Source organism: Maribacter spongiicola (assembly GCF_052119685.1).
Taxonomy (GTDB): Bacteria; Bacteroidota; Bacteroidia; order Flavobacteriales; family Flavobacteriaceae; genus Maribacter; species Maribacter spongiicola_A.
The window spans coordinates 209213-222548 of the sequence record NZ_JBGQOO010000004.1 but is presented as its reverse complement, the minus strand read 5'-3'; the positions used below and the strand labels follow the sequence as shown (position 1 = coordinate 222548).

Annotated in this window: 15 protein-coding genes; 14 read left to right on the top strand and 1 reads right to left on the bottom strand. The window is 34.3% G+C overall.

The window, feature by feature from the left end; genetic code table 11:
- Window positions 1–20 precede the first annotated feature (20 nt).
- From ACEN2N_RS09100 to ACEN2N_RS09055, 10 genes are all read left to right on the top strand, one after another.
- Window positions 21–1013: a sensor histidine kinase gene (locus tag ACEN2N_RS09100; protein WP_441824031.1), complete on the top strand. Its 993-nt coding sequence runs from the start codon at window positions 21–23 to the stop codon at window positions 1011–1013.
- Window positions 1010–1738, top strand: a complete 729-nt coding sequence (locus ACEN2N_RS09095) for a LytR/AlgR family response regulator transcription factor (protein ID WP_441824030.1) — start codon at window positions 1010–1012, stop codon at window positions 1736–1738. Before ACEN2N_RS09100 ends, ACEN2N_RS09095 begins: the two co-directional genes overlap by 4 nt.
- Before the next feature lie 112 nt (window positions 1739–1850).
- A complete protein-coding gene (gene pyrR / locus ACEN2N_RS09090) occupies window positions 1851–2390 on the top strand; it encodes a bifunctional pyr operon transcriptional regulator/uracil phosphoribosyltransferase PyrR (protein WP_441824029.1) in 540 nt (179 codons plus the stop codon).
- 4 nt (window positions 2391–2394) lie between these two features.
- Window positions 2395–3321, top strand: coding sequence for an aspartate carbamoyltransferase catalytic subunit (locus ACEN2N_RS09085; RefSeq protein WP_133689065.1), 927 nt, complete (start codon window positions 2395–2397; stop codon window positions 3319–3321).
- 1 nt (window position 3322) lies between these two features.
- Window positions 3323–3655: a ribonuclease Z gene (locus tag ACEN2N_RS09080; RefSeq protein ID WP_441824028.1), complete on the top strand. Its 333-nt coding sequence runs from the start codon at window positions 3323–3325 to the stop codon at window positions 3653–3655.
- Window positions 3656–3690: 35 nt separating this feature from the next.
- Entirely contained in the window at window positions 3691–4596 is a 906-nt protein-coding gene (locus ACEN2N_RS09075; protein ID WP_441824027.1) for a ribonuclease Z, read from the top strand.
- A gap of 78 nt (window positions 4597–4674) precedes the next feature.
- Entirely contained in the window at window positions 4675–5322 is a 648-nt protein-coding gene (gene pdxH / locus ACEN2N_RS09070) for a pyridoxamine 5'-phosphate oxidase (RefSeq protein ID WP_441824133.1), read from the top strand.
- 15 nt (window positions 5323–5337) lie between these two features.
- Window positions 5338–5826: a SixA phosphatase family protein gene (locus ACEN2N_RS09065; RefSeq protein WP_441824026.1), complete on the top strand. Its 489-nt coding sequence runs from the start codon at window positions 5338–5340 to the stop codon at window positions 5824–5826.
- Window positions 5823–7889, top strand: a complete 2067-nt coding sequence (gene ppk1 / locus ACEN2N_RS09060) for a polyphosphate kinase 1 (RefSeq protein WP_441824025.1) — start codon at window positions 5823–5825, stop codon at window positions 7887–7889. Before ACEN2N_RS09065 ends, ppk1 begins: the two co-directional genes overlap by 4 nt.
- Before the next feature lie 12 nt (window positions 7890–7901).
- Complete coding sequence (locus ACEN2N_RS09055) at window positions 7902–8792, top strand: Ppx/GppA phosphatase family protein (RefSeq protein WP_441824024.1); 891 nt, start codon at window positions 7902–7904, stop codon at window positions 8790–8792.
- 8 nt (window positions 8793–8800) lie between these two features.
- Here ACEN2N_RS09055 and ACEN2N_RS09050 read toward each other — a convergent pair whose 3' ends face one another.
- On the bottom strand, window positions 8801–9382 hold the full coding sequence (locus ACEN2N_RS09050; protein WP_441824023.1) for a tRNA-(ms[2]io[6]A)-hydroxylase: 582 nt from the start codon (window positions 9380–9382) through the stop codon (window positions 8801–8803).
- A gap of 137 nt (window positions 9383–9519) precedes the next feature.
- Between ACEN2N_RS09050 and ACEN2N_RS09045 the strand changes: the two genes are divergently transcribed.
- The 4 genes from ACEN2N_RS09045 to ACEN2N_RS09030 are packed head-to-tail and all read left to right on the top strand — an operon-like array spanning window position 9520 to window position 13331.
- Window positions 9520–10353: an EboA domain-containing protein gene (locus ACEN2N_RS09045; protein WP_441824022.1), complete on the top strand. Its 834-nt coding sequence runs from the start codon at window positions 9520–9522 to the stop codon at window positions 10351–10353.
- A gap of 1 nt (window position 10354) precedes the next feature.
- Window positions 10355–11263, top strand: a complete 909-nt coding sequence (locus ACEN2N_RS09040) for a TatD family hydrolase (protein ID WP_441824021.1) — start codon at window positions 10355–10357, stop codon at window positions 11261–11263.
- Window position 11264: 1 nt separating this feature from the next.
- Window positions 11265–12164 carry a UbiA-like protein EboC gene (gene eboC, locus ACEN2N_RS09035; RefSeq protein WP_441824020.1) on the top strand — a complete coding sequence of 300 codons (900 nt, stop codon included), beginning with the start codon at window positions 11265–11267 and terminating at the stop codon, window positions 12162–12164.
- Between the two features lie 6 nt (window positions 12165–12170).
- A complete protein-coding gene (locus ACEN2N_RS09030; protein ID WP_441824019.1) occupies window positions 12171–13331 on the top strand; it encodes a 3-dehydroquinate synthase in 1161 nt (386 codons plus the stop codon).
- The last annotated feature ends 5 nt before the right edge of the window (window positions 13332–13336 follow it).

Sequence of the window (13336 nt, the reverse complement as noted above, 5' to 3'; positions counted from 1 at the left end):
GGGTTCAGATAGTTGTTCATATGAGTATATGGATATTGTTATACGGACTCGCTTTTTACCCGATTTTAAATAACGATAGACCTATACCGTCAGATGTTTTACCTAAGCTGATTGTTATTCTGGTTCTTTTCTATTTTAACTACTTCTATTTAGTACCAGAGTATTTATTAAAGAAAAGTGTATTGATTTATCTCTTTGTTTCAATTGGGTTATTAATTATTGCAGTAGCGGGGCTTAACCATTTTTATGAGCCTAAACTACAAGAAGATTTTTTTTTAGAAAGACAGCCACCAAGAGGGTTCGGGTATATGCCTATTTATAGGTCGTTCATAAACTTAGGTATACCCTATGTTATAAGTGCAATTTTAAGAATGTATGTAGAATGGAAACGTAACGAGAACTTACGATTGTCTGTTGAAAAGGAAAATATTAAATCAGAGTTGCAATTTTTAAAGGCACAGTTAAATCCGCATTTTTTATTCAATTCACTAAATACGATTTATGCGCTTTCTGTAAAAAAATCGCCAGATACCTCTGACGCCATAGTTGATTTATCTGAATTAATGCGCTACATGATTTATGAGGCGGATAAAGATCTAGTGCCATTAAATAAAGAGTTAGACTACATAAAAAGCTACATACAGTTACAACGTCTGCGTTTATCTGATAGTGAAAACGTATCGTTAAAAATTACAGGTGAAGATAGAGGTAGGGCCATACCGCCATTATTGTTTATCTCATTTATAGAAAATGCATTTAAATATGGCACAGATTACAAAGGTAAAACTTATGTTAAAATTACATTGATTATTACAGATGTCGCTGTTTATTTAAATGTGAGAAATAAGATTGGAATTTTTAGAGAACCAACCAAAAACTCGGGCATCGGACTCCAGAATATTAGAAACCAATTAAAATTGATTTATCCGGAGTTGCATAATCTAGAAGTAGAAAATGATGGCAAAGATTATGAAGTTTCATTAACTATTTATCAAAAACAAGCGAAACCATGAGATGTATAATAATTGATGACGAACCATTGGCAATAGAAATACTATCAAGCTATTGCCAAAAATTAGATTTTATCGATTTGGTAAAAACATACACCAACCCTTTAGATGCGATAAGTGAAATAAAAGAGAAGAAAATCGATTTAATTTTTTGCGATATCGAAATGCCCCAAATTAACGGAATCGATTTTATGGGTACGCTAGATAATAAGCCATTTTTCATATTTACAACAGCCTATTCTCAATATGCCGTTGACGGTTTTGAGTTGAACGCCGTAGATTATTTAGTGAAACCGATACCGTATCACCGTTTTATTAAGTCGGTATCAAGAGTTCAAGATTTAATTTCTAAAAAACAAAAAACTATCATGGAAGCAAACGTATTCTCATCGACCGGAGATAATTCAGTAGATAAAAAGTTCATTTTTGTAAAGGCAGAATACGAAAGTATTAAAATCGATTTAGACCAAATTGAATATGTACAAGGTTTAAAAGATTATTTAAAAATCCATATTTATAATACCAACAAAACCATTCTTACGCTCATGAGTTTCAAAGAAATTATGAGTAAGTTACCTTCAAATCAATTTCTTAGAGTACATAAATCTTACATTGTAAATGTAAATTTCATTAAAACAGTACAGCGTAATAGAATAGTTATAAACGATATGCGCATACCAATTGGTGAAAGTCATAAAGAAGCATTTTTCTCTATATTGGGTTTATAGTAGACACTTTAGAATATAATAATTGAGTATTTCAAAATCACTTCTTACTTATGCTATCAAAGTTTAAATAGAATTATCTATTTTTGTTTAGCTAAAAGCATGGGTGCCTATTATGAGTCAAAAAGTTTTACTCTCTTCTAAAGAAATAAATATCATCCTGCATCGATTGGCTTGTCAGCTTCTTGAAACCCATTTAAGTTTTGAGAATACTGTTTTAATAGGTATTCAGCCAAGAGGCAAGTTCCTTGCCCAGCGCTTGACCAAAATTCTTAAAGAAGAATATAAAGTAAAGCATATTGACCTTGGTTACTTGGATATCACTTTTTATCGTGATGATTTTAGACGGGGAGACAAAACTTTAGAAGCCACAAAAACAAAAATAGATTTCTTGGTAGAAGATAAGAATGTGGTCTTAATTGACGATGTTCTATATACCGGTAGAAGTATTAATGCGGCATTAACAGCTTTACAATCTTTTGGCAGACCAAAAGATGTTGAACTATTGTGTTTAATAGATCGCAGATTTAGCAGACATTTACCTATACAGCCTAACTATAGAGGTCGTCAAGTAGATGCCATAAACGATGAAAAAGTTAAGGTGATGTGGGAAGAAAATGATGGGGAAGATATTATATATTTAGTAAATAGATAAGAAAATGAGCGAACTGAGTGTTAAACACTTGCTGGGAATTAAATACCTAAAGGAAACCGATATTCAGCTTATTTTTGAAACTGCCGATCATTTTAAGGAAGTGATCAATCGATCTATTAAAAAAGTCCCTTCGCTTCGAGATATTACCATTGCCAATATCTTTTTTGAAAATAGTACCAGAACCAAATTATCATTTGAACTTGCTGAAAAACGGCTATCTGCCGATGTACTTAATTTCTCTGCCAGCCAGTCTTCGGTAAAAAAAGGAGAAACCTTAATAGATACTGTAAACAATATATTATCTATGAAAGTAGATATGGTGGTCATGCGGCATCCAAATCCTGGTGCAGGTATATTTTTATCAAAGCATGTTAATGCTTCTATTGTAAATGCAGGCGATGGTGCTCATGAGCACCCTACTCAAGCGTTGTTAGATTCTTATTCCATCCGAGAAAAACTTGGCGATGTAGCTGGTAAAAATGTGGTAATCGTAGGTGATATTTTGCATTCAAGAGTAGCGCTGTCAAATATCTTCGCATTAAAATTACAAGGAGCAAATGTTAAGGTCTGTGGGCCTAAAACATTGTTGCCTAAATATATAGACTCTTTAGGTGTTGGTGTAGAAACAAATCTAAGGAAAGCTTTGGAGTGGTGCGATGTAGCAAATATGCTACGTATACAGAACGAAAGGTTAGATATCAGTTATTTTCCGACTACAAGAGAATATACCCAACAATTCGGGGTCAATAAAAAGCTATTGGATAGCTTAGATAAAGAGATTGTAATCATGCACCCCGGACCAATAAATAGGGGGGTTGAAATTACCAGTGATGTTGCAGATTCAAAACAATCTATAATTTTGAATCAAGTTGAAAACGGAGTTGCCATACGTATGGCGGTTATTTATTTGTTAGCATCTAAAATAAAGTGATATGATTTTTACTAAAGAAGGATCGTTGATTATTGTTTCTCAAGAAGAAATATCAATAGAACGTTTTTTACAAAATTTGGAGAATGAATATGCCAAATTAAAGAATGATAATTTGGTGTTAGATTTATTAGGGTTCTCAAAACTGACGCCTTATAATGTTATTTCGTTTTTAGAAATAGCTAGAAAACATAAAAAAAACGGACAGTCATTTGTTTTGGTTTCCGATAAAGTATCGTACGACGATGTGCCAGAAGAAATGAGTTTGGTACCTACACTTCAAGAAGCACGAGATGTTATTGAAATGGAAGATATAGAACGCGATTTAGGTCTGTAATTACAGATACCTAAAGAACATAGAACATAATTAATATGCGACTTACCGTATTGGGTTGTTACGCTGCAACACCAAGAACACTTACAAACCCAACTTCTCAAATACTTGAAATTAATAACCATATGGTTTTAATAGATTGTGGCGAAGGTACTCAAGTAGAGCTAAGAAGGCATAAAATTAAGTTCTCAAGAATCAACCATATTTTCATCTCGCACCTTCATGGTGATCATTTTTTTGGTCTTCCCGGCTTCATTTCTACGATGAGGTTGTTGGGTAGAGAGAAAGAGCTCCATGTGTATGGTCCAAAAGGTATAAAAGAGGCTATAACATTGCTTTTGAAATTAGGCGATTCATGGACGAACTATCCCTTACTGTTTCATGAGCTCTCAAGTAAAGATTCTGAGCTGGTCTTTGAGGATACGAAAATCACAGTAACCACAATTCCGTTAGATCATAGAATCTATACTAATGGATTTTTGTTTAGAGAGAAAGTAGGTAAAAGAAAGTTGAATATAGCTGCTGCTGAAGAGTATGGCATTGACAAAGCCTATTACCAAAACATAAAAAATGGTAAAGATATTACCTTAGACAATTGTGAGGTAATTGCGAATAGCGAATTGACTTTTGATCCACCTAAACCTAAATCTTATGCTTTTTGTAGCGATACTATTTATGATGAAAATTTAGCTGCGAAAATTAAAGATGTTGATGTTTTATATCATGAATCTACCTTTTTAGAGTCAGAAGCAGAATTGGCAACGAAAACTAAGCATGCAACAGCAATGCAAGCGGCTAAAGTGGCTAAAGCGGCAAATGCTAAAACCTTGGTATTAGGTCATTATTCAACACGGTATAAATCTATCGAGCTTTTTAGAGAAGAAGCTTCAACTATATTTGAAAATGTACTTCTTGCCGATGATGGTAAGAGTTTCGATTTTTAAATCTTTTAATACGTTTTTATACCATTTATTTTCCTTTCTTTTTAGAACTTTGTTTATCTTGTTTTTAACACGAAAATGATGCAGAAAGATTTAGGAGATTATAGAAAATCGTATGAGAAAAGTGCGTTGATGGAAGACAGTATATCTGACAACCCCATTCAGCTATTTCAAACTTGGTTTTATGAGGTTGAAAAATCAGATGGAGTTGATGAGCCTAATGCCATGACAGTTTCTACGGTGGGGTTAGACGGTTTTCCTAAAAGCAGGGTAGTTCTTCTAAAAAAATATACCCACGAAGGTTTTATATTTTATACCAATTACAATAGCGAAAAAGGAAGAGCGATAAACGAAAATCCGAAGATTTGTATTTCTTTTTTCTGGGCGAATTTAGAACGTCAAATAATTATAAAAGGCACCGCCGAGAAATTGGCAAAAAATCTTTCTGATGGTTATTTTGAATCGAGACCAGATGGTAGCAAATTAGGTGCTTTAGTTTCTGATCAGAGCACGGTAATTAACTCTAGGTCTATTTTAGAAGATAAACTTACCGAGTTAGAGAAAGAGTATGAAGGTAAAGAAATTGAAAGACCAGAGCATTGGGGCGGCTATTTGGTAAGACCGGTCTCAATGGAGTTTTGGCAAGGTAGACCCAACAGGTTGCATGATCGAATTCGATATACCCTGACCGATGATTTTGATTGGAAAATGGAAAGATTGGCACCATAAATTTAATTAAGCCGTATGAAGAATTTATATTTAATGCGACATGGTAAGTCATCTTGGGAACTCAATGTAAGTGATCAAGATAGGTCGCTATTGCAAAGAGGTATTTTTGATGCCCATTTGATAGGGGAAAAAATAGCAAGTAAGAATTTAAAAATAGACCAGGTATATACGAGCCCCGCAAACAGGGCGTTTCATACCTGCATAATTTGTCTACGTGCACTTGAGTATCCTCTTGAGAATTGTAATATAACTTCAGAGTTGTATGATTTTTCTGGAGATCAGGCACTTCAATTCATTAAGAATTTAGATGATAATTTAGATGATGTCCTCCTTTTTGGGCATAACCATACCTTTACCCATTTGGCAAATTCCCTTGGAGATAAACATATCGATAATGTTCCTACCAGTGGCTTTGTTCACTTACAATTCAATGAAAATACTTGGGCTACTATTTCAAAAGGCTTAACAATACAAACTATTTTTCCGAAGCAACTAAAAGCATGATAAAAAATAACAACCAGTACATAAACAGAGAGATAAGTTGGTTATGGTTCAACGAACGGGTTTTGCAAGAAAGTGCAGATAAAAATGTACCGTTAATTGAGAGACTTCGTTTTTTAGGTATTTTCTCTAACAATTTAGATGAATTTTTTAAAGTGCGTTACGCAACTGTTAAGCGTATTGTAGAAGCTGGTAAGACCGGTAAAAGTGTGCTGGGTGGCGAAAAAGCTAAGGATCTTTTAGATGACATTACAAATATTGTAATAGAGCAACAAACCAAAAGTTTAACGATTCTTAGAAGAATAGAACACGAACTAGAGGGCAAGAATATTTTTATTATTCAGGAGACGGAATTAAATGAAAATCAGAAAGAATTTGTAAAAGCTTATTTCTTAAAAGAGGTGAGTCCGCAATTAATGACTATTATATTAAATGATCTTACACGTTTTCCTACGCTAAAAGATACTGCGGCATACTTGGCGGTAAAAATGGTAATTAAGAGTGAAGAAAGTAAGAAAGAAAAACGTTACGCTTTAATTGAGATTCCGAAAGGAATAGATCGTTTTGTGGTATTGCCAGATGAAGGTGAGAAAAGTTACATTATCATTTTAGATGATATGATCAGGTATTGTTTAGATAATATTTTTACCATGTTCGAGTACGAATCTATTTCGGCACACATGATAAAAATTACAAGAGATGCCGAATTAGATATAGATAATGACCTAAGTAAGAGTTTCATTGAAAAAATATCATCAAGTGTAGAGCATAGAAAAACTGGTGATCCAGTTCGTTTTGTATACGATAAGAGTATAGGTAGAGATACTCTAGCTTTTCTAAAAGAAAAAATGAATATTGAAGATACGGATAGTGTAATACCTGGTGGTAGATATCATAACCGTAGAGATTATATGGGCTTTCCTAGTTTAGGTAGAAAAGATCTTTTGTATGATAAAATCGTCCCATTACCTGTAAAAGGGTTAAGTGTAGAAGGTAGTATATTAGAAAGTATTGCGAAAAAAGATTATTTACAATACACTCCGTATCACACCTTCACCTATATCTTAAAGTTTTTGCGTGAAGCTGCTTTAGATCCCAAAGTTCGTACTATTAAAATTACGGTGTACAGGTTGGCAAGTGATTCTCAAATAGCTGCATCATTAATAAATGCGGTTAAAAATGGAAAACAAGTAACCGTACAAATAGAACTTCAAGCCCGTTTTGATGAGCAGGCGAATATTGAATATGCAGAGCAATTACAGGCAGAAGGTGTAAAACTTATTTTCGGAGTACCAGGCTTAAAAGTACATAGTAAAATTTGTATGATCGAACGCGAAGAAGCAGGGTCTTTAAAAAGATACGGATTTGTTAGTACAGGTAATTTCAACGAATCTACAGCAAGAATTTACACAGATTTTACCTTGTTTACTGCAGATGAATCCATATTAAAAGAACTGAACAAAGTTTTTGATTTCTTTGAGACGACGTATAAAATTAATAAATACAAACATCTTATCGTATCGCCGCATTATACCAAGAATGCGTTTATGAAATTAATTGATAATGAGATTGCAAATGCTAAGCAAGGTAAAGTAGCTTTTATCAAAATAAAAATGAACAGTTTTACCTCTTATAAAATGGTAGATAAACTGTATGAAGCAAGTAGAGCTGGGGTAAAGATCCAGTTGATCATAAGGGGTATATGTTGCTTAATACCAGGTGTTAAGGGTATGAGTGAAAATATCGAGGCTATTAGTGTTATTGATAAATTTTTAGAGCATACACGCCTTTTTGTTTTTGCCAACGGAGGAGATACAAAAATATATATTTCATCTGCAGATTGGATGACCAGAAACCTCGATTATAGAGTAGAGGTAGGTTGCCCAATTTATGATGTAGACATAAAAAAAGAGCTGATGGATACTTTTGACATTTGTTGGAAAGACAATATGAAAGCTCGTATTTTCAATGAAAAACAAGATAATGCCTATAGAAAGACAACCGTGCCAAAAATAAGGTCACAGTTTGCTACTTATGAGTATTATGCGAATAAACTAGAATCTTAAAAAAGTAATCTTTTGAAGATAAGAAAATTTGCGGCGATCGACATAGGCTCTAATGCAATTCGGTTGCTTACACATAACGTAATTGAAGATAAGGGGAAAAGAACCCAATTCAGAAAAAGCTCTTTAATTAGGGTGCCTGTGCGACTGGGCGAAGACTCATTTACAGTAGGTGAAATTTCTGAGATAAATGAAAAAAGGTTAATAAGTACTATGAAAGCTTTTAAACTGCTGATGGAAGTTGCAGGAGTTGAAAAATACAGAGCTTGTGCTACCTCTGCGATGAGAGAAGCCAATAATGGAAATGAGATAATTAAAAAAATTGCTTTAGAATCAGGAATACAAATAGATTTGATAGATGGTAAGCAAGAAGCAGCTATAATAGCCGCGACAGATTTAAAAAGTCTTATTAAGGAAGATCAATCTTATTTATATATTGATGTTGGTGGCGGTAGTACAGAATTCACCTTGTTTTCTAATGGTAAAATTCAAGTTTCCAAGTCGTTTAAGTTAGGTACTGTCAGACTATTGAATAATATGGTCAAACCCGAAACTTGGAATAAATTGGAAGAGTGGATAAAATCAATTCTGAAAGATAAACCCAAGTTATCCATAATTGGCTCAGGTGGTAACATTAACAAATTGCATAAGATTTCAGGAAGAAAAGAAGGCGAACCTTTGTCTTATTTATGGTTGAATGCCCAATATCATTTTTTAGATAGTCTAAGCTATGATGACAGAATTTCAGAGCTAGGGTTAAATCCAGATAGGGCAGATGTTATTATACCGGCAACCAAAATTTTTCTATCAGCGGCCAAATGGAGTGGCGCTAAGAAAATTCATGTTCCCAAAATCGGACTTTCAGATGGTATTATCAAAGATTTATATAATTCAGAAAGTAAATAAGGTTTGTTTTAGCCGTGAATACTTTCTTTTGTGCCTAAATCTTTCATGATTTGAGCTTCATATTCCAAGAGGCTATTCCATTTTGTATTCACCTCTTCTAGTTCGCCATATTTACGAGCAAATTTTAAGAACATAGTATAATGTCCGGCTTCACTGATCATTAGTTTATGATAGAATTCGGCTAATTTTTTGTCTTCTAACTCTTCAGATAATAACCTAAAACGCTCGCAACTACGCGCTTCAATTAGTCCGGCATATAATAATCGATGTACGAGTTGGGTAGTTCTGCTACCTCCTTTTGGAAAGAATTTTATTAGCTGAATGACATAATCATCTTTGCGGTCTCTGCCTAAAGTGTTGCCACGTTTTAGTATAAGGTCATGCACCATTTTAAAATGGCCCATTTCTTCTCTAGATAAAGCAACCATTTCTTCAACAAGCTCTGTATATTCAGGGAAAGATACAATTAGGGATATAGCGGTACTAGCAGCTTTTTGCTCACAATAGGCGTGATCCGTTAAAATTTCATCAATATTTTTCTCAACAATATTTACCCATCTTGGATCGGTAGGTAGTTTTAAGCCTAGCATAGTTTACTTTTTTTCAAAATTAGAAAAGATTTCGAGACCTAGCCAATTATAATCAAGAACCTAGACAAGTTACTGCTGAATAATAATTATTTTTGATGTAAAGTCAATCTTATTACAAAATGCACAATCAAAAAGACATGCGAAATATTTTAGCACAATTTGGAACACCAGAAAGTGTTAGTTGGCTAGAAGGTAAAATTGAGAAGTTGGTTGGCGATAAGTCTTCAAAAAATTTATTCATGGCCTATAGTCTTCTAAATGTAAAATTTGATGCTACAAAACCAATTTCATTTAAACAATTAGATACTGAAAGTGCTAGCTATTTCAGCGCACATAGAGCAGATATTCTACAAGTAGCACGTATCTATTTGTTGTCAGAAGTTCTAGGGCATGATGAGGAATATTATACACCTAAAGTTGCAAATATTATACAGGTGGCTGATACAAGTGAGTTAGAAACTTTTCTGAAATACTTGATTTTATTGCCAAACCAGGAAGCCTACAAACAAACAGCGGTAGAAGCTTTAAGAACGAATATTGCTACCATTTTTGATGCAATTTCATTGAATAATCCATATCCAGCGAAATATTTTAACGATCAACAATGGAATCAGATGTTTTTAAAAGCCGCATTTATGGAACGAGATCTTTCGCAAATAGAATCTGTTGATGAAAGGGCAAATGCTGATTTAATTAGAATAATATCTGACTATGCACATGAAAGGTGGGCTGCAGGCAGAAAAATTGATCCATTATTTTGGAGACCAGTTTCTAAATTTTTAAATGAGGACCTGTTGAATGATATGAAGACACTTCTTCTTAGTGATGATGAATTAGAAAATATGTCAGGAGCTCTTTGTTGTTATCATTCAGAAAATGATAAAGCATTGGCACTTTTGAATAGTAAACCAGAGCTAAAACATAAAATAGCAGAGGGGCAGATAACGTGGAATACGATTAAACAACAATAGAATGGAAGATAAAATGATGATTATTGACCCGCATGTTCACATGACGTCAAGAACAACAGATGATTATGAAGCAATGGCAGCAGCGGGAGTTGTAGCGATAATAGAACCTTCATTTTGGTTGGGTCAACCTAGAACCCAAGTAGGTTCTTTTCAAGATTACTTTAGCAGTCTTGTTGGTTGGGAGCCTTTTAGAGCTAGCCAATTTGGTATTAAGCATTATTGCACAATTGGCTTAAACTCTAAAGAGGCTAATAATGAGGCTTTGGCAGAACAAGTTATTGAATTATTGCCATTATACTTACATAAAGAAAATGTTGTTGCCATTGGTGAAATCGGTTATGACGACCAAACACCTGCAGAAGACAAGTTTTTTAGAATGCAATTAGAGATGGCTAAAGAGTTGGATATGACCGTACAGGTACATACACCACATCGCGATAAAAAAGCCGGTACCATTAAGAGTATGGAAGTTTGTTTAGAACATGGTTTAGATCCTGCCAATGTAATTATTGACCATAATAATGAAGAAACGGTTAAAGAGGTTCTTGACCGCGGATTCATAGCTGCATTTACTATTTACCCAAAAACAAAAATGGGTAATGAACGAATGGTAGAGGTGGTTAAGAAATTCGGTAGTTCTAATATTATCGTAGATAGCTCGGCAGACTGGGGTGTAAGTGATCCATTAGCAGTGCCGAAAACAGCTTCTTTAATGTTGAAAAGAGGTATTTCTATGGAAGATGTTAGAAAGACCTGTTACCAAAATGCTTTGGATGCTTTTAGTAAAAATGGTAAAATGAAAGAAGCGCATTGGTTACAGCCAGATAGCATTAATCAATCGCAATTGTTTAATGATAATAGTGTGTTAAGAGGTCAGAAACCAAGAATAGACGAAGACCAAATTACCTAAAATGAAAGAGAAGTTAATGGGTTTTGCTCGTTTGGCAAGACCCGCAAATTTGCCGACTGCAGCAGCAGATATTTTGGCGGGTATTACAATAGCATTTTATCTAAAAAATATAGAGGCGCTAAAATTTTTAACAGAACAAAGGGGTGATGTTCTTTTATTAGTATTCTCGTCTGTTGCTTTATATGCTGGAGGTGTAGTTTTTAATGATGTATTCGATGCAGAATTAGATGCGATTGAAAGACCAGAAAGAGCTATACCAAGTGGATTGGTGCCTAAGCGTGAAGCTATTTATTTTGGAACCATTTTAATGTTAATTGGCGTTACCTTGGCGTTTAAATGTAATATGCTTTCAGGGATAATATCAGTAGTCTTGACTATTGCTATTTTAACTTACGATGGGTATTTCAAGCAATTCGGTTTCGCAGGTCCTTTGAACATGGGTGTTTGCCGTGGATTAAACTTATTAATGGGAATGTCAATTTTAGGGATACTTTCTCATTGTTACATAGCGTTAGTGCCTGTAGTTTACATTTTTGCCATTACATTAATCAGTAGGGGCGAAGTAAATGGTAATAATAAGAAACACATTGTTCGGGCAGGTGTTTTGTATGCAATAGTCATATTGTCTATTGCGTTAATTGTAATTCAACAGGGAGACAATGTTTTAGTCTTATTGCCGTTTTTAATTCTGTTCGGGTATTTAATATTTACCCCATTGGTAAAGGCATACAAAGAGAATTCGCCTAAGAATATAAAGAAGGCGGTAATGGGCGGTGTATTATCACTTGTTGTCATGAACGCTTGCTGGGTAGCCGGTTTTTCAGATTGGTATTTGGCAATAGCGGTTTTGTTGTTATTACCGGTATCAATGCTGTTATCAAAATTATTTGCTGTAACATAAAATCATATGCAATTACAACCTATAAAACAGTCTTTTCAAGTACAATACGATTATCAATTGTACTTTACTTCAGGGCTATTTGCTTTAGAAAATCCGTTATTCGAAAAATTAATTGCGGACTATAAAGATTTTGAACCTGTCAAACTTCTTTTTGTATTGGATGACGGAGTTAAAAAGCATCATCCTGCATTAATAAATCAGATCGAAGCCTATTGTAAAAAAAATCAGGAAACTATAAAGTATACAAATACTTTAGTATTGCCAGGTGGTGAGCAAGTTAAAAACAGCGATGCGGCTATTGAGTCTGTTTTGAAAGGAGTCAATGAAAACAAAATTTGTCGTCATTCATTTGTAGTTGTCATAGGTGGTGGTGCAGTAATCGATATGGTTGGTTATGCAGCTGCAATTGCACATAGAGGTGTTAAGTTGATAAGAATACCCACTACAGTGTTATCTCAGAACGATTCTGCAGTTGGGGTAAAGAATAGTGTAAACGCTTTCAAAAAGAAAAATTTTTTAGGAACGTTCGCTCCACCTTTCGCAATCATTAATGATAGTAATTTTCTAAAAACCCTAGAGCAACGCGATTGGATTTCTGGTATTTCGGAAGCTGTAAAAGTTGCTTTAATTAAGGATAAAACCTTTTTTAAATACATAGCTGATAATGCTACGGCATTGAAAAATAGAGAAATGGAACCTATGCAATATGTAATTTATAAGTGTGCAGAAATGCATATGCATCATATAGCGCAAGGTGGCGATCCATTTGAATCTGGTTCTTCAAGACCCTTAGATTTCGGACATTGGGCAGCCCACAAAATGGAATTCATGACCAATTATGAATTGCGACATGGTGAGGCAGTAGCAAAAGGTATTGCATTAGATGTAACCTATGCGCAATTAACCGGTTTAATTTCAGAGGCAGATTTACAGCATATTTTAGACGTGATGATTGCTATAGGTTTTGACCTTTCTCTTCCGGTAGAAAGCGGTGTGGAGATTCAATCTTTGTTAGATGGTCTTGAAGAGTTTAGAGAGCATTTAGGAGGGCAATTGACAATTACCCTAATTTCTGACTTAGGTGTTAAACATGACGTACATACAATCGATATGGGGCTGATGACACAAGCAGTTTTAAAGTTGAATCATCAATTCGCATTAAATTAAGTTCA